This window comes from Streptomyces sp. NBC_01384 (assembly GCF_045040035.1).
Classification (GTDB): Bacteria; Actinomycetota; Actinomycetes; order Streptomycetales; family Streptomycetaceae; genus Streptomyces.
The window spans coordinates 5,882,123-5,905,349 of sequence record NZ_CP109559.1; the positions used below are offsets into that span (position 1 = coordinate 5,882,123).

Genomic DNA, 23,227 nt, shown 5'->3' on the forward strand with positions numbered 1-23,227 from the left:
GGGCCCAATTTCTTTTACCGACCGGTCTACGACCAGGTGTAGTCCTTGTTCACGTGCATGCAGGCGTCGGTCTTGGCGCCGTTGAGCGCGTCCGCCGACTCCGGCGTCGTGTCGTCCTGCGCCTTGGCCTTGTACGTCGTACCGTCGCGCCAGTCGGCGCCGACCACGAGCGTGACGCCCGAGACGTCCGTCGACTTCGTCACCGCGCTCAGCGGGATCCCCAGCGCCTTGGCGACCGCCTGGGCGTCGCCCTGCAGATCGGCGCTCGGGTAGCGGATCACCGTCGTCTCCTCGGCGGTCGCCGTCGAGGTGTCCGCCGTGGCCCTGGTGAAGCCCTTTCCGGCGAGCAACTGCGCCACCGTACGCGCGCGCAGGCGGACCGCGCCCAGCGTGGCTGTGCCGGTGCCGTTCTGTACCGTCACACCGATCTGGTCGTCCGCGGCGGCCGGGTCCGTGGAGGCCTTCACCGCGGTCGTCGTCGTCTTCTTCTTCTTGTCCTTGCCGTCGAGCGCGATGTCCTCGCGCACGAGACGGAACAACTGCTCGGCCTCGACCGGCCTCGGTTCCACGCGGCTACTGTCCGACACGGCCCACCGCCAGGGCATCGTGGTCATCGTGATGCGCTTCGGCTCGACCTTCTTCAGCTCGTTGCTGAGGTCGTAGAGCTTCAGCACGCTGCCCAGGCCCTTGTCGACGGTCAGCGCCGTGGTGGCCGTCTCCGCGAGGCTGCGCAGCTTGCCGGGGTTGCTGATCGTGGCGTTCTCGCGCAGCTGGCGGACCATCGAGTTCATGTACTGGTGCTGCGCCTTGGTCCGGGCGATGTCGGTGTTGTCCTCGAAGCCGTACCGCGTCCGCAGCCACGCCAGGGCCTGTGTGCCCTTGACGGAGGTGGTGCCCTTCTTCAGCTTCAGCCCGGAGCCGTGGCCCTGGCTGTCCTTGGAGTAGACGTTGGCATCCACGCAGACCGGGACACCGCCGATCGCGTCCGCCATCGACACCACACCCGAGAAGTCGATCTTCATGAAGTGGTCGATGTGGATTTTGGTGAGCTTCTCCCAGGTGGCCACCGTGCAGCCCGGACCACCGCGCCCCAGGGACTCATTGGTCATCTCCGGGCGGGTGGACTCCGGGTACTTGTGACCGGTTTTCGGGTCCGTGCACTTGGGGATCGTCAGCAGGGTGTCGCGCGGCATGCTGATCACCGACATGTTGCTGCGGTCGGCGGAGAGGTGCAGCAGCATCTGGACGTCCGCGAGCGGGGGGGCGTTGAAGTCGTCCTTGGCGCCGCCGAGCGACTGGTTCTCCTTGGTGTCCCGGGCGTCCGAGCCGATCAGAAGGATGTTCAGCGGGGTCTGCCCAGCCGCGTTCGCCTTGCTCTTGGCCGCCCGGTCCTTCTCGTCGCCGAGGTTCAGGTCGTCCTTCTTGATGTTGTCGTTCAGGTGCTGGTAGTAGAGATAACCGGCACCGGCGGTGCCAAGTATCAGGACCGCCAGAACGGACGCCGACCAGCGCAGTACGCGGCGTCTGCGCCGTGGGCTCCCGCCGTCCCCGTCTCCAGGCCGACGCCCGCCGCCACTGCCGTGCCCGCCCTGCCCACGCGGTTCGGCCGACGCGTCGTCGTCGCCGCCCCCGTCCGTGGGTCTGTCGCTCTCTTCGCCCTTGCCGCCCTGCTTGCCCTCGGCACCCCGGTCACCCTTGTCCGTGGGATTGCCGTTCTCGTCGTACAGGCTGTCGTCCCAGCCCAGATCACCGGCCTGCCGCTCACGTGGTCGAGCCCCCTCCCCACGCACACTGCTTCGCGCCATCTCCCTGCCCCTCCCCACCCTGCGCCTGACAAACGGGTCTCTCCCGCGCCCTGTTGGACGCGCGCGTCTGGACCGGACACCCCTTGCGTCCGGTCCTTGCGTCCGGTCTGGACGCGCTTGCGTCCTGTTAGACGTCTGACGGACCCGTCAGGTCATCAACTGGCGCACACTGTCTTGTCCGCCGTGGACTTGACGACGGTCGGCGCCTTCGTCGGAGTGGTCATCGACACCCCGGCGCCCTTGAAGTCCTTGCCCAGGGTCAGCACGATCGCGGGCAGACCCTGTGAGTTCGTCTCGCTCTTGCCAGGCTTCATCGCCGAAGCGGGCAGCCCCATGAGGTCCGCCAGCTTGCGTGCCTGATCGGCCTGGTCGGGAGAGTACTCCAGGGTCGTCTTGCTCAGCGTCGCGCCGGCGTTACCGAGCTGGCTGGCCTTGGGTACGCCCTCAGTATTCTGCAGCCAGTTGAGAGCCTCCTGTGCGCTGCCTCCCGCGGCGCCGCCGTTGTAGATGTCGACCCGGATGTCGGAGGCGGCGGAACGGGTGCCCTTGAGGAGGGCGGCCGCCGCGGACTTCTCCTTCTTCTCCTTCTGCTTCACCGCGGTGAAGGAGACGTCGTTCTTGATCGCGTCGAACACCTGGGGGGCTTGCGCCTGGTTGACGACGACGGTCGCCTTGATCTTCTCCGCCGGGTTGTCGAGGACCGGCACCGTGGTGAAGGTGATGTTCTTCGTGGGCACCTTCTTCAGCTCCAGGGCCACGTCCTTGAGGGTGCTGACACTCCCTATGCCGGTGTCCACCGTGAGCGCCTTGGTGGCGGCCTCGGCCAGACTGAACAGCTTGGCGGGGTTGGTGAGGGTGTCGCTGGAGGCCATCTTGCGCATCAGGGACCCCAGGAACTGCTGCTGCGCCTTGATGCGGTCGAGGTCGCCGTGGTTGCCGAAGCTGTGCCGGGTGCGGACGAAGGCCAGCGCCTGCTCGCCCTGGACCTCGGACTTGCCCGCGGGCAGTTTGAGGTGCGACTCCTTGTCGTTGACGGCGTGCGCCACACACACCTCGACGCCGTCGACCGCGCTGGTCAGCGTCTTGACCGCGTTGAAGTCGGCCATCATGAAGTGGTCCACCGAGATCCCGGTGGCCTCCTTGACCGTACGCATCGTGCAGCCCGGGTCCCGGCCGTCCTGGCCGAGGCTCGTGTTGAAGCGGACGTTCTGCGTGCCCGGGATGATCTTGGTGGTGCCGTCGGTCTGCTTCGTCGGACAGTCCGGCACGTTGACGATCAGGTCACGCGGAATGCTCAACGCGGTCGCGTTCGTACGGTCCTTGGAGACGTGCAGCAGGATGTTGGTGTCCGCGTGCCCGACGCTGCCCGCGTCGCCGTACCCCTCGTTGCCCTTGCCGGTGCGCTTGTCGGTGCCGATGATCAGGATGTTGAAGGCCTCGTTCTTGCTGAAGCCCTTCTTGCCCGCGCTGCCGACGTCCGTCGTGGTGACGTTGCCCTCAAGGTGCTTGAGGTAGAGATACCCCGCGGCCGAGACGGCGACCAGCACGAAGGCCATCGTGCCGCCGGTCCACAGCAGTATCTTCTTCGCCTTCGACTTCTTCGGCTTCGCCTTCGTCCGGCGGCGGCCCGGCGGCGGCTCCGCCGGGGCACCCCGGCGTCGGCGCTGCCCGGGCACGTCCGGGCCGGGAGCCGACGGACTCTCCCGCTCCCGCTGCGGCGCCGTGCGCGCACGCGTTCCCGCCCCCGATGCCGCGGAGGCGCCGCGGCGCGGTCTCGGGACTCCCGACTGCGGTGCGGAAGGAGTCAGTCGCAGTTCGTATTCGCCGGTGTTCGGGTTAAGTACCCACTGGTCTGCGGGATCGATGTTGTCCGCCCGCCCACGGCCTTGCGCGTCCACGGTTGTCTGAATCCTCCGTCGGGGCCACGCGGCGCCCTTCCCCCTCAAAAGGCGCTCGGGTCTCGGTCAAACAGTGCGCGACCCCCAGGACTGCCCTCGGGCCCGGTGCACCGGATCGCTCACACTATCCGCACGGTTCAGGGTCGAGCGACGGCGGTGACAAATTCCACGTCCCTACAACTGGGCAATCCGCCCTATTTCTCAGAGACTTCTTCGCTCAACAGTTCTCCGCTTGACGCGCGCTTTACTCGCAGCCTCCCTCGGCCGCCGTGTTCCCCCGGAAAGTCGGCGCGGGAGGAGGGGTATCGGCGGGTCCGGCGGGTTGCTTTCCCTTCGACTTCCTGTTGCCGAACGACTCCTCTTCGTAGTCGAATGCGGAGTCGTACGCGCCTTCGTCACCACGCTTGTACGAGTTCCCCGCACGGTCCGAACGCCCGGATGCCGCATTCTCGCTTTTCGCGGCGGAATCCTCCGGAAGGTCCTTCGCGACCACCACCGGCGCGTCCGCGCGCAGCCGCGTGAAGAGTTTGTGGGCCGCGGGTTCCACGAGCTGGTCGCGATTGGCGTCGTGGGCGTACGACGTCCGGGGCACCGTCAGGAACTGCACACGTTCCGTGGGGATGTCGCGCATGCCGCGCACCAGGTCGTACAGCCCGCGCAGACTCGCCAGATCCGGGTCCGTGGTGAGCGAGGAGGTGGCCGCGTCGAGCATGGGATAGAGCTTCGCCGGATTGAGCAGGACGTCGTTGCTCTGCACCTTGTTGACGAGCGCGCCGAGGAACCGCTGCTGGCGTTCCATCCGCTCGGTGTCGCTGCCGTCGCCGATGCTTTTGCGGGCGCGGACGTACCCGAGGGCCTGTTCGCCGTCGAGCACGACCTTGCCGGCCGGCAGCTTCAGTTTGGCGGCCTTGTCGTCGATGGGCTCCTTCAGGCACACCTCGACGCCGTCCACGGCATCGACCATGTCCTTGAACCCGTGGAAGTCGACGACCATGTGGTGGTCCACGCGGATGTTCGTGAGCTTCTCGACGGTCCGGATCGTGCAGGCCGAACCGCCCACCTCGAAGGCGGAGTTGAACATCGCGAACGCCGGCCGGGCGCGGGTGCCGTCCTTCCGTCGGCAGCTCGGCACGTCCACCATCAGGTCGCGGGGCAGCGAGACGGCGGTCGCGCTCTGCCGGTTCGCGGCCAGGTGCAGCAGGATCGTGGTGTCGGAGCGCTCGGTCCCGGAGTCCCGGCCGTACTTCCGGTTGCCGTCCCCCGACCGCGAGTCCGACCCGATCAGCAGGATGTTCTGCGCGCCGCGCACCAGCGCGGTGGGCCGCTCCTTCTCGTAACGGGCGAGCTCGGCGGCCGCGTCGTTGTCCGCCGTGATGTTCCCGCTCAACTTCTCGTACGCGCCCCAGCCGACCCCGACGGCACCGACCACGACGACGGTGACACCGAGCGCCACGTACCGGACCCAGCGCCGCCGTCGCCGCCGTATGAGCCCGGCACCGGTGGGCGAAGCCCCCGTTCCCGGCCCTGCGCTGTCGGTCACGTCGGAGTCCACCCCTCATGGCGTACGAGCGTGCGGTGCTCCTACGACCATGGCGCGGACCCGCGGCCAGGGGTGGGCTTTGATGGGCCGAACGGGGGATGGGTCCAGTAGGGGGCGCGGGCCTACGGCAGGGCGCGCCCCGTGAGGGGCGCGGGGCTGCGGCATATGTGCGGCTTCGCCGAGTGGGCGCGACAAGCCCCCACTCGCCCGCAGGCGACAAACAACCCCCGGCAACCCCCGTGGCCTCCCTGCCGATCCCTACCGAACCGTCGAAGTCACCCTCTCACTCTCGATCCGCTTGGCCACCGCATCCTCGCCCAGCCGCTCCAGATGCCGACAGAGCACCACGGAGCCGCCGGAGGCGAGCGGCGCGTACAGCCCCGCGCTCAACCCCTCCCACGTGTCGTACGGCAGCGCGGACAGAATCCGCGACCCGGGCCCCGTCAGATCCAGCGAAGCCGCCTCCGCGCGGGCCCGCTCGACGACCTCGGCCCCCGTGTGCTCGGCCCCGGCGACGATCAGCGCCGGCTCCTCCGGGTCCACCGGCGTGTACGGCTGGAAACGGTCCCCCTGGCTCGGCACCTCGACGGCGTAGTCGGCGTACCCGGCGGGCGGTGTCGGAAAGCGGCGCCCGAGCGGCGCGAGCGAGAGGGCGACGCGCTCGCCGGAGCAGGCGAGCCCGGCCTCCAGCGCGTCGGGCCCCGCCACGACGAGGTCGGCGGCTCCTGGATCGCCCTCGACGTCCACGAGGACGCCCACCGAGGAACACGCGAGCAGCCACACCGCCGTCTGCCAGTGCGCGGGCAGCAGCAGCGCCAGCCGGTCGCCGGGCTCGGCGGACAACTCGCCCTGGAGGAGGTTGGCGGTCTTGGCCACCCAATTGGCGAAGGTGGCCACGGACAATTCGACACGTTCGCCCGTGGCGTCGTCGTAGAAGGTCACCAGAGGTCGCGCGGGGTCCGCGGCGAGCGCGGATCGCAGCAGGTCGGCAGGGGTGCGGTCGGTGGCGTTCACGCGCGCAAGCGTACGCGGGGGCGGCCGGTGGGACGCGACGCCCGGACCACCGGTTCGGAGGAGCGCGCCCGACGGCCCGTCAATTTCGCGATGGACAGATATGTATGACTATGTCCACGATCGGGGGCATGCGTGGATTCCTTGCTTCCTCGGCCGGCGTCACCTGCGCGGCCGCTCTCGCCCTTCCGCTGGCCCTGTCCGCCCCGGCGCAGGCCGGACCCCAGGCGGCGCGGACCGAGCCCGCCGTCCCGGGCGGCACCCAATCCCTCCCCCTCGTCCCGCTCGGCGCCGACCGCGACCTCGGTGCCGCCGCGCCCGAACAGGGCCTCGGCAGACGGGACGTACGGTCGTTCTCGCTCGTCGGTGTCATCTGGGACGACCCGGACACCGAACTGCGCGGTCGCGTCCAGGTCCGCACCCGCGCCACCGGAACCGACCACTGGACCGGCTGGCAGGACATCGAGACCCACAACCACGATCACGCGGCCGACCCGGGCACCGCCGAGCGCGACTCGGGCCGGGTGCGCGGCTCCACGGCGCCACTGTGGGTCGGGGACTCGGACGGAGTCGAGGTACGTGTCCAGGCGGAGGCGGACGAAAGAGCCACGGAACCCGGAGACTCGCCGCTCCCCAGAGGCATGCACATCGAGCTCGTCGACCCCGGCGCGGAGCCCCCGTCCGCATACACGCCGGCAGGCGTCGGGCGCGCCGGGCGTGCCGGGCGCACCGGCGCGCTGAACGCGCGGACGGCGTACGCGTCCGCGGCCAACGTGGATCTCGCGCCCCTGGGTGCCACCGAGATCCCGGCGCTCTCCCGCCAGAAGACGGAACGGGACCTGCTCGCGGGAATGCCGGAGGGCGCCGCGCGCGAGCCGTACATCGGCGAGCGCCCGACCATCGTCACCCGGCGCGGCTGGGGTGCGGACGAGAGCCTGCGCGAGGGCGGCTTCGTATACACCAAAAAGGTGAAGGCCGCCTTCGTGCATCACACGGCCTCGGGCAACAACTACCTCTGCTCGCAAGGCCCTTCGGTCATCCGCAGTGTCTACCGCTACCACGTAGTGAGCAGTGGCTGGCGCGACATCGGCTACAACTTCCTCGTCGACAAGTGCGGAAACATCTACGAAGGCCGCGCCGGGGGAGTGGCCAAGCCCGTCTTGGGTGCCCACACCCTCGGTTTCAACAACGACAGCATGGGGATCGCGGTCCTCGGAAGCTACGGCAGTACCAAGCCGTCCGCCGCCGCGGTGACCGCCATCGCGCGACTCGCGGCATGGAAACTCGGCCTTTACGGAGCCGACCCGCGTGGCACGACATACCTGAAGTCCGGTGGTGGCAATCTCTTCCCAAAAGGTAAGAACGTACGACTGAACGTGATCTCCGGCCATCGGGACGCGTTCGCCACGGAGTGCCCAGGGCGGCTCCTGTACGGCAAACTCGGCTCGGTCAGGACGGCCGCGGCCCGCTACCAGGGCCGGTGAGGTCCGCATCCAGCCATCGAGGACAACCCCACTGCCGTCGAAGGCCTCTTACATCCGACTGCATACACTGGCCAGCCGAAACACCATCCGCCGGTCCCGGCAGGAAGCAGAGACGACAGGTGACAGAAGCGATCCTCCTGGTCGGGGGCAAAGGCACCCGGCTGCGCCCGCTGACGGTGAACACCCCGAAGCCGATGGTCCCGGCGGCCGGGGTCCCCTTCCTCACGCATCAGCTGGCGCGGGCGAGAGCGGCGGGCGTCGAGCACATCGTCCTGGCGACCTCCTACCTGGCCGAGGTCTTCGAGCCGTACTTCGGCGACGGCTCGGCGCTGGGTCTCCACCTCGAGTACGTCACCGAGGACGAGCCCCTCGGCACGGGTGGGGCGATCCGCAACGTGGCCGCGCGCCTCCACTCGGGCCCCGACGACCCGGTCCTGATCTTCAACGGCGACATCCTGACGGGCCTGGACATCCGGGCCTTGGTGGCGACCCACGAAACGACCGGCGCGGACGTCTCCCTCCACCTCACCCGCGTCGAGGACCCCCGGGCATACGGCCTGGTCCCCACGGACGCGACGGGCCGCGTGACGGCCTTCCTGGAGAAGCCCCAGACCCCCGAGGAGATCGTCACCGACCAGATCAACGCGGGGGCGTACGTCTTCCGCCGTTCGATCATCGACACGATCCCCGAGGGCCGCCCGGTCTCGGTGGAACGCGAAACGTTCCCCGACCTCCTCGCCACCGGGGCCCACCTCCAGGGCATGGTGGACTCGACGTACTGGCTGGACCTGGGCACCCCCCAGGCCTTCGTGCGCGGCTCGGCGGACCTCGTCCTGGGCCGCGTCCCCTCACCCGCCGTACCGGGCCGCTGCGGCGACCGCCTGATCCTGCCCACGGCCCGGGTCGCCCCCGACGCCAAGCTGACCGGCGGCACGGTCGTCGGCGACGGCGCGCACATCGGCGAGGGCGCCCGCATCAGCGGCAGCACGATCCTGTCCGGCGCCGTCGTCGAACCCGGCGCCGTCATCACCGACTCCCTCGTCGGCACCCGCGCCCGCATCGGCGAACGCACCATCCTCACCGGCACGGTCATCGGCGACGGTGCGGTGGTCGGCCCCGACAACGAACTCCGCGAGGGCGTAAGAGTCTGGTGTGAGGCAAGGATCCCAGCCGCCGCGGTCCGCTTCTCGTCGGACCAGTAGAGATCGACCAGTAGAGCCCCCAGCACGGGCGGACGGGGCGGCGTCTCGCTCTCCCCGCCCGCCCGCGGGGCCGCGCCCCGGATTCCCGCCCGCCCGGAGTCTTTGGCTGCGGGCCGGTGGGGGTTGGTCGCGCACTTCCCCGCGCCCCTTACGGGGCGCTGCGCCCCTGGCGGGGTCTGGGGCGGGGCCCCAGAGGGATGGGACGGGTAGGGGCGGCGGGGGCGAGGAAACCCGAGCCCAGCCGCCCCCACCGACGCAACCGACTACAGCCGCCCGATATCCCCCCGCGGCATCCGCGGAACCCGTCGCGGCGGCGTCCGCCCCGACAACAAAATCAACCGAGCCGCCCGATGCCGCTGCCCGGCATACGGCTCCAACAGCGAAAGCATCACGGAGTCGTCCGCATCACGGTCCCCCGCCAGCGCGTACCCCACGATCCCCGGCAGATGAAGATCCCCGACGGTCACGGAATCCGCCGCACCGTGACTGCGCTGCACGGTCTCCGCCGAGGTCCACGGCCCGATCCCGGACACCAACTCCAACCGGGCCTGCGCAGCCCCCGCCTCCATCCCCACCGCCTCCTCGAGCCGCCCAGCCACCCGCACGGCCCGCAGAATCGTCGACGCCCGCTTGTTGTCGACCCCGGCCCGATGCCACTCCCAGGAGGGAATCAACGCCCAGCCCCGCGGCGCCGGCATGACGGACATCCGCTCCGGCGCGGGCCCCGGCGCCGGTTCCCCGAACTTCCGTACGAGCAACCGCCACGCCCGATACGCCTCGTCGGTGGTGACCTTCTGTTCCAGAACAGACGGGATCAGCGACTCCAGCACCAGCCCGGTACGGGTCAACCGCAACCCCGGCCGCCGATGCCGCGCCAGCGCGACCACCCGATGCCGGGGCTCGAAGACACCGGGGTCGTCCGCCGCGCCGAGCATCTCGGGGAGTTGCTCGAGCAGCCACTCACTCCCCGGCCCCCAGGCCTCGCCCCGCACCACCCCGTCCCGCAAGGAGACCCGCAGCGTCCCGGCCCCGAGGGGCGTCCGACTGGCCCGCCACACGGCCCCGTCCGGCGTCGCACGGAAGGTCGGATCCCCCGGCCCTCGCCGCAACGGCCCGAGCACGAGCCCGAGATCGAGCGGCCCGGGCGGCGTCCAGGTACGCGTACGCCCGGGCACAACCGCCTGCCGCGGCACTCCACCGGGCACGGCGACATGCCCGCCACGCACAGTCGTGCGCGTCGGCCGAGGAGCGAAACGTCCAGCCACGAAAAAGGTCCTAAGGATCGGGGTGCCCTACGAGAATAGGCGCTCAGCTCTCAGCACACCCCGCCTCTCAGCACACCCCGCGCACCACACACCCTGCGCGCACCACACCCTCGCGCGCACCGCACCCCGCGCTCACCGCACCTGGACAAACGCGGCAGCATCCCGCTCGGGCCGAGCCCTGGGCTCCTCCGCCGCATGTCCGACGGCCACGGCCCCCATCGGATCCCACCCCTCCGGCAGCCCCAGCACGTCCCGTACGACCTCCCGGCAGAACATCGTCGAAGACACCCAGGCGGACCCCAGCCGTTCCCCGGCGAGGGCGACCAGGAAGTTCTGCACGCCCGCTCCGACAGCGACCACGAACATCTCCCGCTCGGCCGCGTCCCGGCGCGGATCGCCGTACGCATGCGACCCGTCCATCACCAGACACGGCACCACGAGATACGGCGCCTTGCGCAGCACATCCCCGCGTCGCACCCGCTTGGCGATGGACTCCTCGGTCTTCCCGTCGCGCCGCAGATCCGCGATCCACGCGTCCCGCATGGCGTCGAGCAGCCGCGTCCGCGACTCCTCGGACTCGAGCAGCACGAATCTCCACGGCGTCGTGTGGTGCGGCGCGGGAGCGGTCACGGCCGCGGCCACGGCCCGCCGTACCGCCCCCGGATCGACCGCCTCGTCCGTGAAGGCCCGTACGGTACGCCGCTGGGTCACCGCCTCCCGTACGGCCTCCGAGGTGCCGAGCCGGAACATGTCGTCGCGGGCGCCCCGCACCATCGCCCGCGCCCCTTCGCCCTCGGCCACCACATGGGGCAGCCCGCGTACGACGGCGACGGGCAGCCCGGAGGCCTTGCCCTTGATCAGGTCACCGGCGGCGGCGAGCTCGTCGGCGGTGGCGACGACGGTCGCGCTCAGCGGATTGCCGTGCGCGTCGGTGCCGCCGCGCAGATCGTCCAGCACCCGTACGCCCGCGGCCCCGATGGCGACATCGGTGAGCCCGGTGCGCCAGGGCCGCCCGAAGGTGTCGGTGATCACGACGCCGACGTCGACCCCGAGGCTGTCCCGCAGTCCGTCCCGGATCGCCCGCGCCGACGCGTCGGGGTCCTCGGGCAGCAACAGCACCGTCCCGGCCGGGGTGTTGGAGGCATCGACCCCGGCGGCGGCCATCACGAGCCCCTGCCGGTTCTCTACGATCCGCAGGGTCCCGCGCCGCGCCACGACCCGTACGGTCTCGGCGTCGATGGCGGCCTCCCGGTCGGCGGCCTCGACCACGCGCCCCTCGGCCTTGGACACGATCTTCGAGGTGACGAGAAGGACGTCCCCGTCGACCAGCCCGGGTTCGGCAACGGCGATCAACTTGGCGAGGTCGTCCCCCTGCCGCACCTCGGGAAGCCCGGGCAACGCCCAGACCCGGTAACCGGGAGAGACGACTGCACCGCCCGAGGCCTCGTCGCCCGAAAGCCCGTCTCCCGGAGAAAGCCGTCCGCTCAAGACGCCCGCACCTCCTCCGCCAGCGCCAGCGCCTCGCGCGCCATCTGTGCCGCGGCGTCGAGGTCGGACATCATCAGCGGCACGGCCCGGCACCGGATGCCCGCCTCCCGCACCCGCTCCACGACGGACGCGTCCACCGTGTCGACGAGCCAGCCGTCGAGGAGCCCCGAACCGTAGTGCTCGGCGACCGCCGCGGCGGTCGATTCGACGCCGACGGCCGCCAGCACCTTGTCGGCCATGCCCCGCACGGGCGCGTCTCCGACGATGGGGGACAGGCCCACCACGGGCACGCCCGCGTCGGCGATGGCCTCCCGGATGCCGGGCACGGCGAGGATGGTGCCGATGGACACGACCGGGTTGGACGGCGGGAAGAGGATCACGTCCGCCTCCGCGATGGCCTCCAGGACACCCGGCGCCGGCTTGGCCTGCTCGGCGCCGACCGGCACGACGGCCTCGGCCGGCACGGAGGCCCGCAGCCGCACCCAGTACTCCTGGAAGTGGACCGCCTTGCGCTCACCGTCGATCTCCACGGCGACGTGCGTCTCCACGCGGTCGTCGGACATCGGGATCAGCCGGACGCCCGGCTTCCACCGGTCGCACAGGGCTTCGGTCACCGCGCTGAGCGGGTAGCCCGCGCTCAGCATCTGCGTCCGCACGATGTGCGTCGCGAAGTCGCGGTCGCCGAGCCCGAACCACTCGGGCCCGACTCCGTACGCCGTGAGCTCCTCCTTGAGATGGAAGGTCTCGTCGGTCCGACCCCAGCCCTGCTCCTCGTTGATGCCGCCGCCGAGCGTGTACATCACCGTGTCGAGGTCCGGGCAGACCTTCAGTCCGAAGAGATGGATGTCGTCCCCGGTGTTCCCGATGACCGTGATGTCCGCGTCCGGCACGGCCCGCTGGAGACCACGCAGGAACCGGGCACCACCGATACCGCCTGCCAGAACCACAATGCGCATGGTGTTCAGTCTGGCAGGCGGGTACGACAACGCGTGAGGCGGTTACGAGACCGCCGGCGCCCTCAGGCCGTGACGACCGTGGGCGCGCACTGGGGCATGGGGGTCCCCCCGGTCGAACGAAGCCGAGACTGGGGGCGCGTCGGCATCTCGGTGAGACCCGGGTAATAAACGTGCAGGCTCACGGCCGGTTCGAGGGAGTCGTTCACGACCTCGTGGACGTACCCCGGCGCGAACACCCGCTGAGATCCTGCCCCCAATGCGCGTGTGCCGCGCTCCGTGCGCTCCGTCAACGCGCCCTCCAGGACGGTGAGTACGCCGGAGGAGCGCCCGTGGTCGTGCGGTCCGCTGCCCTGTCCGGGCACCCAGGACAGTAGCCACACCTCGTAGCCGGGCCCGGTGTGCAGTCGGTGGTACCAGCGCGAGGTCGCGTCGTACTGGACGAGGTGCTCCCACCGGGAGCGGTCGGCGGCGATGGAGCGGACGAGGCCGACGAACTCGGCCACGGTGGCGGGGTGCTCGCGCGGCGGCTGGAGCAGATGCGGTACTTCGAGGATGTCGCCGGCGATCTGGAGGTCGTTGTCGCTGTTCATGGGTGCGGTGGTTCCTCGGCGGGAGAGTGCTGGGGTGTCGCGGGGCCATTTCCGTCCGGGTCAGGGACGGGGATTCCGCCCGGATCACGGACGGGGAGGAGTGCCCTGGTGCGGGCGGTCGTCCCGGAGGCCGGGGCGGGGATTCGCCTCAGTGGCGGCGAGGCAGCCGGAGCGCGGTACGGCTCAACAGCTGGAACAGCAACAACAGCTACAGCGAACGCGGGCAGCACCGTGGGACCCGGCGGTGCGGGTCGAGGTGAGTGCCAAGTTCGCGAGCATGCCCACAAGGAGATCGGTTCACACCTCGACTGTCAACTTCATGTCCGCTATATGGGAAATGTTTCACCTCATCCGGTTCATCTGTATGGCGAAAGGTTTGCTCAGGAGGCGCCCCGGACACATGGCGCACAACCGGGCGCGCAAACCTCGATGCGATCCCGTGATCAAAATGTGATCCGGTTCGCATCGAAGTCCGCGTCGGAACGAGATCGAACTTCTGGGCGTCCTTCTCGGTAGCGGGTCGGAGGTCTGGTGGGGACCCTTGAGGCCGTCATGGTTTATGCCGATTTGAACACTTTCCGCATAACCTTGGTTCCGCAGAGTGAATAAGGGGCCCAATAGCAGATCTCGGCTTGACTGGCCCGGATCGGCACACTTGTAATTTCACTCGTGTCGTTCAGCCGAAATCGGTAACGGCAGCATCACGGGGACGCGAAAGACAGACGAGGGGCGCACATGACCGAGCTGGTGCAGCAACTGCTGGTCGACGACGCGGACGAGGAACTCGGCTGGCAGGAGCGCGCGCTGTGCGCCCAGACCGACCCCGAGTCCTTCTTCCCCGAGAAGGGCGGCTCCACCCGCGAGGCCAAGAAGGTCTGCCTCGCCTGTGAGGTCCGCTCCGAGTGCCTTGAATACGCGCTCGCCAACGACGAGCGGTTCGGCATCTGGGGCGGTCTGTCCGAGCGTGAGCGCCGCCGCCTGAAGAAGGCCGCCGTCTGAAGCCGTCCGAAAACACGTCGTACGCGCGCGTGCGTGCCGCTGACCGAACGGCACCCACCTCTCCGTACCGAACCCGACACGTACCGAACCCGACACGTCCCGAACCGACACGTAACGAACGGCCCGTCGCAGGTGGGTTATCCACAGGCGGCGGGCCGCCGTGTTGCTCAGCCGTTAGTGTGGGCCCTCGTCCGAGACGTCCCGCTGTCCCCGCCGGACACAGACGTCCACCGCAGTCCATCGAACCGGGGCCCGTACCTCGATGTCCGTGCACAGCCATTCGGCAGTCCCACACGACGCCGCCACCGCGCCGTTCGACCCGGCCCGCCCAGCGTCGTTCGACCCGGCCCGCCCACCCGAGTTTCCGCGCCACGTGGTGACCGCGGTGCTCGTCTCCCACGACGGTGCCCGCTGGCTGCCCGACGCGCTCGCCGGCCTGCTCGGCCAGGAGCGCCCCGTGCAGAACGCGGTGGCGGCCGACACCGGCAGCGCGGACGAATCCGCCCAGCTGCTCACCGACGCACTCGGCGCCGACCGGGTGCTGCACCTCGCCCGGCGCACCGGCTTCGGCCAGGCCGTCGAGGAGGCCACCCGCGGCGCCGGTGTGCTCACCCCGGACGACCTGCCCTACCTCAAGCGCCCCAGCGGCTGGGACCCCGTCACCCGTACGTGGCGTGACGACACGTACGACATGCCGGAGCTCCCGCACGGCGAACCCGAGCAGTGGCTCTGGCTGCTGCACGACGACTGTGCCCCCGAGCCCGACGCCCTGGCCCACCTGCTCCGGGTCGTGGAGAACGAGCAGGAGCTCGGCCACGAAGTAGCCGTGGTGGGCCCCAAGCTCCGCGGCTGGTACGACCGGCGCGCGCTCCTCGAGGTCGGCGTCACCATCGCCAACTCCGGCCGCCGCTGGACCGGCCTGGACCGCCGAGAGCAGGACCAGGGCCAGCACGACCATGTGCACCCCGTGCTCGCCGTCTCCACCGCCGGCATGCTGATCCGGCGCGATGTCTTCGAGGAACTCGGCGGCTTCGACCGACGGTTGCCCCTGATGCGGGACGACGTCGACCTGTGCTGGCGCGCCCAGGCCGCCGGACACCGCGTCCTGGTCGCCCCCGAAGCGGTCGTCCGGCACGCCGAGGCCGCCTCCCGCGAGCGCCGCACCGTCGACTGCGTGGGCCGCACCGCCGCCTCCCCGCACAAGGTCGACAAGGCGGGCGCCGTCTACACCCTCCTCGTCAACGCTCGTACGGCACAGCTGCCCTGGATCCTGATCCGGCTCGTCCTCGGCACCCTGCTGCGCACCGTCGCCTACCTCGTCGGCAAGGTCCCCGGACAGGCCGTCGACGAGATCCGCGGCCTGCTGGGGATCCTGCTGCGCCCCGAGCGGATCCTCGCGGGCCGCCGCAGACGCGGCCGCCCCCAAGTCGACAAGAGCGAACTGCGCGCGCTGTTCCCGCCGCCCGGCGCGACCGTGCGGGCCACCGTCGAGCAGGTCGCGGGCAACCTCGTGGGCCGCGACGACCCCGAGGCCACCACCGGCGCCGGACGGCACGGCGGCGCGGTCGAGTCCGGTCCCGGCGGAGACGACGCCGACTTCCTGGACATCGAGCAGTTCGCCCGGCTCAAGCGCATCGCCCGCAACCCCGGCCCGATGCTCTTCCTGGTGCTGCTGTTCGTCTCCCTCCTCGCCTGCCGTGCGCTGCTCGGCGGCGGAGCGCTCGCGGGCGGCGCCCTGCTGCCCGCGCCCGCCGACGCCTCCGAGCTGTGGTCGCGCTACCTCGACGGCTGGCACCCGGTGGGCGCCGGAGGCACCGAGACCGCGCCGCCGTACCTCGCGCTCGTCGCGCTGCTGTCCTCCCTGCTCCTCGGCTCCACCGGGCTCGCGGTCACCGTGCTCCTGGTGGCCTCCGTGCCGCTGGCCGGCTTCGCCGCGTACTTCGCGTCGCGCCCGCTCGTCGAGTCGCGCCTGCTGCGCGCCTGGGCGTCCGTGGTGTACGCCTTCCTGCCCGCCGCCACCGGCGCCCTCGCCGGCGGCCGCATCGGCACCGCCGTCCTCGCGATCCTGCTGCCGCTCATCGCACGCGCGGGTATCGCCGCGAGCGGACTGGCCCACTCCTCCGGCGCGCGCGGCAGCTGGCGCGCCACCTGGGCGTACGCCCTTCTGCTGACCTTCACCACGGCCTTCACGCCCATCGTCTGGCCCATCGCGCTGGTCCTCGGAATCGCGCTCCTCGCAGTGCGCCGAAGGGAAATCACCGCCTACGGGGCGCGCTTCCTGGCCCAGCTCGGCACCCCGCTGCTGGTCCTCGCCCCTTGGTCGCTGACGCTGCTTCCGTTCGGCTTCTTCAAGGAAGCCGGTCTGCCCTACGGCGAGAGCGCGGCCTCCACGCTCGACCTGCTCGGCGCCAGCCCCGGCGGCCCCGGGACGGTCAGCGGAGTGATGCTCCTAGGCATCGTGCTCGCCGCACTGGCCGCCCTGATGCGCAGCGATCGGCAGCGAGCGGTGTGGGCCGCCTGGGCCGTCGCGCTGGTGGCGCTCGTCTTCGCCGCGCTGTCCAACAAGTCGGCGTGGGCCGGTCCCGCCACCCTCGTCTACGGCCTCGCCCTGCTCGCCGCCGCCACGCTCGGCGCCGACGGGGCACGCGCGCGCGTGGCCGAGCAGAGCTTCGGCTGGCGCCAGCCGGTCGCCGCGCTCATCGCGTTCGCCTCGGCCGCCGGCCCGCTGCTGGTGGCCGCCGGATGGATCCTCAGCGGCGCCGACGGGCCCGTGGAGCGACGCGACCCGGTGCAGGTGCCCGCGTTCGTCGCCGAGGAGAGCGGCACCCGCGACCAGGCCCGCACCCTCGTCCTCGACAGCGACTCCGGAGCCCGCGTCGGCTACACCCTCGTGCGCGGCTCCGGCGCCCGCATGGGCGACGGCGAACTCGCGGCGGAGGCCGGGGAGAACAAGAAGCTCGACAAGGTCGTCGCCAACCTCGTCGCGGGCTCCGGCGCCGACCAGGCCGACCAGCTCGGCGGCTTCGCCGTGCGCTACGTCCTGGTCCGCAAGGGCGCGCCCCGCGAGGTGAGCCGCGTCCTGGACGCCACCCCGGGCCTGACCCGGCTCAGCCAGCAGGACGGCAGCGCCCTGTGGCGCCTGGACCGGCAGGTCTCGCGCGTCTCGATCGTTCCCAAGTCCGGCGAGGCGCTGTCCATCGCCGCCGGACCCGTCGAGCTGCACACCACCATCCCCTCCGGGGGAGAGGGCCGCGTGTTGCGTCTCGCCGACACCGCCGACGCGGGCTGGACGGCGACCCTGGACGGAAAGCCGCTCACTCGCACCACCGTCGACGGCTGGGCGCAGGGCTTCGAACTGCCCGCGAGCGGCGGCAAGCTGGACGTCGCCTTCGACGCGCCGATGGGTCACACCGGCTGGCTGTGGGCCCAGGGCGCACTCGCCGTCGTCCTGGTGGTCCTCGCCCTGCCCGGGCGGCGCCGTGACGTCGACGACGACCTTCCCGAGGAGCAGGTCGTCCCCGCCCAGGACGCCACGGGCGAGGGCCGCCGGGCCCGCCGTCTGCGCGCCCAGGCGGAGGCCGAGGCCGAGGCGGAGGCCGAGGAGCAGTCGACCGAGACCGTCCAGACCGCCCAGGACACCGACCCCCTTCCTCCTCCGGAGGAGGAGACCGAGCCGGCACCCGCCGCGGTCCCCCACCAGCAGGCGTACGGCGAGTGGGACACGCCGAGTTACGGGGGCGCCGAGTACGACACCTACGGCGGCGAGCAGTACCAGGGCCGGCAGCAGTACCCGGCGGGCACCTACGAGCAGCCGTACCAGGCGGACCCCTACCAGGCGGGCCAGTACGACCCGTACGCCTACGGGGGCACGGCGCCGTACGACCCGATGCAGACCTACCACCAGGGCTACGACGGGACCGGCCAGGGCTACGACGGGACCCAGGGCTACGACGCGGCCTACGACCCGAACACGCCCCCGCCCCCGCCGCACGGCACCGACAGTGAGCGCCCCGACGGGAGCCAGCAGTGAACCGCACCACCCTGTCCCTGATCGCCGGCGCGACAGCGCTCGCCGCCGTCACCGGCTTCGCCTCGCTCAACGCGCCGGCCGCCTCCGGCGACAACACCGCCAGGACGGCCGTCCAGCAGCCCGTGGAGCGCACCAGCCTGCTCTGCCCGCAGCCCAGCACCTCCGAGATCGCGGAGACGGCGTACACGTCGTTCACGCCCGTCACCAAGGGCACCGACGACACCGGCAAGGCCGAACTGCAGGCCGCGACCGAGGAGTCGGCGGACTCCGCGAGCGGCAAGAAGAGCGGCAAGAAGGCCGCCAAGCCCGCGCTGGAGCCCAAGGAGCCCGGCAAGCCGGCCACCGGCGACAGCTCGGGTGCCGACGCGCCCGCCCTCGTCGGCACCGCCGAGGGCAAATTCGCGCCCGGCTGGACCGTCCAGGAGACCACCGCGGTCGCCGCGGGCACCGGCCGCGGCCTGCTCGGCACCAACTGCACCGCCCCGGACACCGAGTTCTGGTTCCCGGGCGCCAGCACCGCCGACAGCCGCACCGACTACGTGCACCTGACCAACCCCGACGACTCGGCCGCCGTCGTCGACATCGAGCTGTACGGCAAGGACGGCACCCTCAAGTCCACGGTGGGCGAGGGCATCACGGTCCAGCCGCACTCCAGCGAGCCGATCCTGCTGAACACGCTCACCGGCGCGCCGCAGACCGACCTCACCGTCCATGTGACCGTCCGCAGCGGCCGGGTCGGCGCCGTGATCCAGGCCCTGGACGACAAGAACGGCGGCGACTGGCTGGCCGCCTCCACCGACCCGGCGGGCAGCCTCGTGATGCCGGGCATCCCGAAGGACGCCACGGCCGTGCACCTGGTCGCCTTCGTGCCCGGCGACCAGGACGCCGACCTGAAGGTGCGGCTCGCCTCGCCCTCGGGCCTGATCACCCCGGCCGGGAACGAGACGCTGCACGTCAAGTCCGGCATGACCGCCGCGATGGACCTCGGCGACGTCACGCGCGGCGAGGCGGGCTCCCTGGTGCTCACGCCCACCGACACGTCGGTGCCGGTCGTCGCCGCCGTCCAGGTGATGCGCGGCAAGGGTGGCAAGCAGGAGATGGCGTTCATCCCGGCCACCAGCCCGGTCGCGGCGCGCGCGACGGTCGCCGACAACAGCTCCAAGGGCTCCACACTCGCCCTGACCGCCCCCGGCCGGACCGCCCAGGTCAAGGTCACCGCGTCCGCGGGCAGCGAGGGCGGCACGGCGACGACGAAGACGTACACGATCAAGGGCGGTACGACCCAGGACGTCGACGCACTGGTGCCGACCGGCCTCAAGGGGACGTACGCCCTGACCGTCGAGCCCGTCTCAGGAGGCCCTGTCTACGCCTCCCGGACCCTCGCCTCGACCCAGGAGGGCGTCCCCGGGTTCACGGTCCAGACCCTTCCGGACGACCGCGGGACGGTAGCGGTACCGGAAGCGGACCAGGACCTCTCGGTGCTGCTGAAGAATTGATCCCGTACGGGTGCTCCACCGGGTCCTCCAGGGGACCCGGTGGCGCTCCGACGGTGTTCCGGTGATCCAGTGATCCAGTGATCCGGTGTTTTGGCGGTTCGGCGGTTCGGTGGTCCTCAGTCCTCGCCGTACCGCGGGTCCACCGTCTCCGGCGTCAGCCCCAGCAGCTCCGCGACCTGCTCCACGACGACGTCGTGCACCAGCGCGGCGCGCTCGTCGCGGCCCTTGGTGCGGATCTCGACCGGGCGACGGTAGACGACCACGCGCGGCGGATGGCCCTCGCCTGCCGGAATCGTGCCTCCCAGGGGCACCGCTTCGTCGCTCCAGCCCTCGCCGGAGCCGTCCAGTCGCGGCACTTCCAGGACCATGAAGTCGATGTCGGCGAGCTGCGGCCAGCGCCGCTCCAGTCGCTCCACGGAGTCCTGCACCAGGTCCGCGAACACCTCGGCGCGGCTCGCGGCGAGCGGCACCTGTGGGGGCGCGACGGGGCCGCGCATGCCCCTTCCGTGGCGATCGCGACGGCGGGGCCCGGGTGCGGCGGCGGTGGGAGGTACGGGGTTGTCCATCACTGACGAAGAGTAGTCCCCACGAGGTCCGCGCGCCCGGCCCCCCACGCGGGGTCCGGGGCGGGAAGCCCGGTGCCGGTTCCGGATGTCGCCGGATGACCATTCCAGCCAAGCTTGGGCTCGATTCCGTATCCCTCCCCGACCGTCGCTCACATTGCAATTGACGTGGTTTGCACCAAGTGGTGACCGGATTCAGGTCCGTTCGGTATCTCGTCATGGGATGTCGTCCCAGGTCAGGGCGGGATGTCCGGAGGCCCCTGTGCGCGGACTCGCGGCACGACACGGTGGGGTGACCTGGGGGAGAGTCGTCGCGGCCCGCTCAAGAGTGCGGTACCGTCCAACCTCGTGAGCCCTGTACGTCGCTGTTCGCGAACCGCTTGCGGCCGCCCCGCCGTCGCGACGCTGACGTACGTCTACGCCGACTCGACCGCGGTCCTCGGCCCGCTCGCCACCTACGCCGAACCCCACTGCTACGACCTGTGCGCCGAGCACTCCGAGCGCCTCACCGCCCCGCGCGGCTGGGAGGTCGTCCGGCTCGCCGACACCTCGGCGCCTTCCCGCCCCAGCGGCGACGATCTGGAAGCGCTTGCCAACGCGGTGCGCGAGGCGGCCCGTCCGCAGCAGCGCGCAGCCGAGGCCGGTGGCGGCAGCGCACGCTCGGCGGACCCGATGGAGGTCGCACGCCGCGGCCACCTGCGCGTGCTGCGCTCGCCGGACAACTGAGCGTCCACTTCGTCCGCTCTGACGGCTGGTCGTCAGGGGCACGATCATTTTCGCCGCTTGCTGAAAATACTTTCCGCATCGCGGAATCCCCCGCACGGTGACATCCGGTGAGGCGCCCCGTACGTCCAGGAACTCTCGCCGGCCTCGTCCCGCTCGCAGGCGTCCCCATGAAGGCGCACCGGGCCGGGCCCATAAGCTTTTTGATCGCCGTCTCGAACCAGCCCGGCGTGCAACTCGCCCGCATCGGCGCCTCCTTGGCCCCTGACGGCCGGCGCTTCGATCCGTGCGTTACTCCTGGGTGACGAGTGGGACCCCAGGTGACGGATACGCGTCCGATCAGCCACTTCACAGCGGACTGTCAGCCGGGACGGGTAGTTTGGGGTGACCGAAGTGGACTTCTGGAGGGTTGGCCGTGACTGCTGATCTGTCGCAGCTCGTGAAGGCGTACGACGTACGCGGGGTGGTACCGGACCAGTGGGACGAGTCGTTGGCCGAGTTGTTCGGGGCGGCCTTCGTCCAGGTGACCGGAGCGGAAGCCATCGTGATCGGGCACGACATGCGGCCCTCGTCGCCCGGTCTGTCGCGTGCCTTCGCGCGCGGGGCGGCTGCCCGCGGTGTCGACGTGACCGAAATCGGGCTGTGCTCGACGGACCAGCTGTACTACGCGTCGGGTGCGTTCGACCTGCCGGGCGCCATGTTCACGGCCTCGCACAACCCCGCCCGGTACAACGGCATCAAGATGTGCCGCGCGGGCGCCGCTCCGGTCGGCCAGGACACCGGCCTGGCCGAGATCCGCGAACTCGTCGAGTCCTGGCTCGACTCGGACGTCCCGACCTCGGACGCGACGCCCGGAACGATCACGCAACGTGACACGTTGGAGGATTACGCGGCGTACCTGCGTTCGCTCGTCGACCTGACCTCCATCCGCCCCCTGAAGGTGGTCGTCGACGCGGGCAACGGCATGGGAGGGCACACGGTCCCGACCGTCTTCGCCGGCCTGCCCCTGGATCTCGTGCCCATGTACTTCGAGCTGGACGGCACGTTCCCGAACCACGAGGCGAACCCGCTCGACCCGGCGAACATCGTGGACCTCCAGCAGCGCGTGCGTGAGGAGAGCGCCGACATCGGCATCGCCTTCGACGGTGACGCGGACCGCTGCTTCGTCGTGGACGAGCACGGCGACCCGGTCTCCCCGTCCGCGATCACGGCCCTGGTCGCCGCCCGCGAACTGGACAAGCACGGCGGCGGGACGGTGATCCACAACCTCATCACCTCGTGGTCGGTGCCCGAGGTCGTCCGCGAGCACGGCGGCACCCCGGTCCGCACCCGCGTCGGCCACTCCTTCATCAAGGCCGAGATGGCCCGCACCGGCGCGATCTTCGGCGGCGAGCACTCCGCGCACTACTACTTCCGCGAGTTCTGGAACGCGGACACCGGCATGCTGGCCGCCCTCCACGTCCTCGCCGCGCTGGGCGGCCAGGACGGCCCCCTCTCCCAGCTCGTCGCCGAGTTCGACCGCTACGTGGGCTCCGGCGAGATCAACTCCACCGTCGACGACCAGGCGGCCCGCCTCGCCGCGATCAAGGCCGCGTACGAGGGCCGCGAGGGCGTCACCCTCGACGCCCTCGACGGCCTGACCGTCACCGCCGACGACTGGTGGTTCAACGTCCGCCCCTCCAACACCGAGCCCCTCCTCCGCCTGAACGCGGAGGCGAAGGACGAGGCGACGATGGCGAAGGTACGTGACGAGGTACTGGAGATCATCCGAGGCTGAGCCCCGTAAGGGGCGCGGGGGAGCCGCGCCCCGGCTCCCACCGTCCCACGGCCGAAAGGATCCCTCGGGGTCCAGGGACGGGGCCCCTTGGCGGGCGCGGGGGGCGAAATCCCCCGCGCCCGCACAGCCCCGCACCCCACCCCTCCACAGCGGTACGCTGACCAGGCCGCATTCACCTTGTTCGAAAGGACACCCCATGCCGCTCGAAGCCGGCCTCCTGGAGATCCTCGCCTGCCCGGCCTGCCACGCCCCGCTCAAGGAGCAGGAGAGCGAGCTGCTCTGCACGGGCCAGGACTGCGGCCTCGCCTACCCCGTCCGGGACGGCATCCCCGTACTGCTCGTCGACGAGGCCCGCCGCCCCGCGTAAACGCCCCACGGGCAGTACTTGCAACACACGTGA

17 protein-coding genes are annotated in these 23,227 nt (G+C 71.0%); 8 read left to right on the forward strand and 9 right to left on the reverse strand.

The features are described from left to right. Positions 1-26: 26 nt before the first annotated feature. The 4 genes from OG747_RS27160 to OG747_RS27175 form a co-directional block, all read right to left on the reverse strand. On the reverse strand, positions 27-1,805 hold the full coding sequence (locus tag OG747_RS27160) for an LCP family protein (protein WP_405882016.1): 1,779 nt from the start codon (positions 1,803-1,805) through the stop codon (positions 27-29). 155 nt (positions 1,806-1,960) lie between these two features. Further along, on the reverse strand, positions 1,961-3,703 hold the full coding sequence (locus tag OG747_RS27165; RefSeq protein ID WP_405882017.1) for an LCP family protein: 1,743 nt from the start codon (positions 3,701-3,703) through the stop codon (positions 1,961-1,963). 244 nt (positions 3,704-3,947) lie between these two features. Then, on the reverse strand, positions 3,948-5,243 hold the full coding sequence (locus OG747_RS27170; protein ID WP_405882018.1) for an LCP family protein: 1,296 nt from the start codon (positions 5,241-5,243) through the stop codon (positions 3,948-3,950). A gap of 258 nt (positions 5,244-5,501) precedes the next feature. Next, positions 5,502-6,257 (reverse strand): TIGR03089 family protein, encoded by a 756-nt coding sequence (locus OG747_RS27175; protein WP_405882019.1) that lies wholly within the window; start codon positions 6,255-6,257, stop codon positions 5,502-5,504. A gap of 128 nt (positions 6,258-6,385) precedes the next feature. Here OG747_RS27175 and OG747_RS27180 point away from each other — a divergent pair, with 128 nt between their 5' ends. Then, positions 6,386-7,738 carry a peptidoglycan recognition protein gene (locus tag OG747_RS27180; protein WP_405882020.1) on the forward strand — a complete coding sequence of 451 codons (1,353 nt, stop codon included), beginning with the start codon at positions 6,386-6,388 and terminating at the stop codon, positions 7,736-7,738. A 119-nt stretch (positions 7,739-7,857) separates the two neighbouring features. Then, positions 7,858-8,940, forward strand: coding sequence for a sugar phosphate nucleotidyltransferase (locus OG747_RS27185; protein WP_405882021.1), 1,083 nt, complete (start codon positions 7,858-7,860; stop codon positions 8,938-8,940). Positions 8,941-9,203: 263 nt separating this feature from the next. Here OG747_RS27185 and OG747_RS27190 read toward each other — a convergent pair whose 3' ends face one another. The 4 genes from OG747_RS27190 to OG747_RS27205 all read right to left on the reverse strand — a co-directional run bounded on the left by OG747_RS27190 (position 9,204) and on the right by OG747_RS27205 (position 13,239). Further along, positions 9,204-10,205, reverse strand: a complete 1,002-nt coding sequence (locus OG747_RS27190; RefSeq protein WP_405882022.1) for a DNA-3-methyladenine glycosylase family protein — start codon at positions 10,203-10,205, stop codon at positions 9,204-9,206. A 132-nt stretch (positions 10,206-10,337) separates the two neighbouring features. Then, on the reverse strand, positions 10,338-11,693 hold the full coding sequence (locus tag OG747_RS27195) for a coenzyme F420-0:L-glutamate ligase (protein WP_405882023.1): 1,356 nt from the start codon (positions 11,691-11,693) through the stop codon (positions 10,338-10,340). Continuing rightward, positions 11,690-12,649, reverse strand: coding sequence for a 2-phospho-L-lactate transferase (gene cofD, locus OG747_RS27200; protein WP_405882024.1), 960 nt, complete (start codon positions 12,647-12,649; stop codon positions 11,690-11,692). Before cofD ends, OG747_RS27195 begins: the two co-directional genes overlap by 4 nt. Positions 12,650-12,711: 62 nt before the next feature. Further along, on the reverse strand, positions 12,712-13,239 hold the full coding sequence (locus tag OG747_RS27205; protein ID WP_405882025.1) for a cysteine dioxygenase: 528 nt from the start codon (positions 13,237-13,239) through the stop codon (positions 12,712-12,714). Between the two features lie 735 nt (positions 13,240-13,974). On the opposite strand from OG747_RS27205, the gene OG747_RS27210 reads away from it, so the two are divergent. The 3 genes from OG747_RS27210 (at position 13,975) to OG747_RS27220 (ending at position 19,764) form a co-directional block, all read left to right on the forward strand. After that, positions 13,975-14,238: a WhiB family transcriptional regulator gene (locus OG747_RS27210; RefSeq protein WP_003975777.1), complete on the forward strand. Its 264-nt coding sequence runs from the start codon at positions 13,975-13,977 to the stop codon at positions 14,236-14,238. 262 nt (positions 14,239-14,500) lie between these two features. After that, the gene (locus tag OG747_RS27215) at positions 14,501-18,268 is read left to right on the forward strand and encodes a glycosyltransferase (RefSeq protein WP_405882026.1); all 3,768 of its coding nucleotides are present in this window, start codon (positions 14,501-14,503) and stop codon (positions 18,266-18,268) included. Further along, the gene (locus OG747_RS27220; protein WP_405882027.1) at positions 18,265-19,764 is read left to right on the forward strand and encodes a DUF5719 family protein; all 1,500 of its coding nucleotides are present in this window, start codon (positions 18,265-18,267) and stop codon (positions 19,762-19,764) included. Before OG747_RS27215 ends, OG747_RS27220 begins: the two co-directional genes overlap by 4 nt. A 116-nt stretch (positions 19,765-19,880) precedes the next feature. Here OG747_RS27220 and OG747_RS27225 read toward each other — a convergent pair whose 3' ends face one another. Continuing rightward, positions 19,881-20,330 carry a metallopeptidase family protein gene (locus OG747_RS27225; protein ID WP_405885691.1) on the reverse strand — a complete coding sequence of 150 codons (450 nt, stop codon included), beginning with the start codon at positions 20,328-20,330 and terminating at the stop codon, positions 19,881-19,883. A 243-nt stretch (positions 20,331-20,573) separates the two neighbouring features. Here OG747_RS27225 and OG747_RS27230 point away from each other — a divergent pair, with 243 nt between their 5' ends. From OG747_RS27230 to OG747_RS27240, 3 genes are all read left to right on the forward strand, one after another. Beyond that, positions 20,574-21,053, forward strand: a complete 480-nt coding sequence (locus tag OG747_RS27230) for a DUF3499 domain-containing protein (protein WP_405882028.1) — start codon at positions 20,574-20,576, stop codon at positions 21,051-21,053. Between the two features lie 412 nt (positions 21,054-21,465). After that, a complete protein-coding gene (locus OG747_RS27235; RefSeq protein ID WP_405882029.1) occupies positions 21,466-22,827 on the forward strand; it encodes a phosphomannomutase/phosphoglucomutase in 1,362 nt (453 codons plus the stop codon). Between the two features lie 196 nt (positions 22,828-23,023). Beyond that, entirely contained in the window at positions 23,024-23,194 is a 171-nt protein-coding gene (locus tag OG747_RS27240) for a Trm112 family protein (RefSeq protein ID WP_266413406.1), read from the forward strand. Positions 23,195-23,227: the final 33 nt, after the last annotated feature.

Excerpts from the sequence above, each read along its gene's own strand:
- OG747_RS27240 (WP_266413406.1), top strand. The coding sequence starts at position 23,024 with ATGCCGCTCGAAGCCGGCCTCCTGGAGATCCTCGCCTGCCCGGCCTGC.
- OG747_RS27215 (WP_405882026.1), top strand. The coding sequence starts at position 14,501 with ATGTCCGTGCACAGCCATTCGGCAGTCCCACACGACGCCGCCACCGCG.
- OG747_RS27225 (WP_405885691.1), bottom strand. The coding sequence starts at position 20,330 with ATGGACAACCCCGTACCTCCCACCGCCGCCGCACCCGGGCCCCGCCGT.
- OG747_RS27230 (WP_405882028.1), top strand. The coding sequence starts at position 20,574 with ATGTCCGGAGGCCCCTGTGCGCGGACTCGCGGCACGACACGGTGGGGT.
- OG747_RS27205 (WP_405882025.1), bottom strand. The coding sequence starts at position 13,239 with ATGAACAGCGACAACGACCTCCAGATCGCCGGCGACATCCTCGAAGTA.
- OG747_RS27160 (WP_405882016.1), bottom strand. The coding sequence starts at position 1,805 with ATGGCGCGAAGCAGTGTGCGTGGGGAGGGGGCTCGACCACGTGAGCGG.
- OG747_RS27180 (WP_405882020.1), top strand. The coding sequence starts at position 6,386 with ATGCGTGGATTCCTTGCTTCCTCGGCCGGCGTCACCTGCGCGGCCGCT.
- cofD (WP_405882024.1), bottom strand. The coding sequence starts at position 12,649 with ATGCGCATTGTGGTTCTGGCAGGCGGTATCGGTGGTGCCCGGTTCCTG.
- OG747_RS27210 (WP_003975777.1), top strand. The coding sequence starts at position 13,975 with ATGACCGAGCTGGTGCAGCAACTGCTGGTCGACGACGCGGACGAGGAA.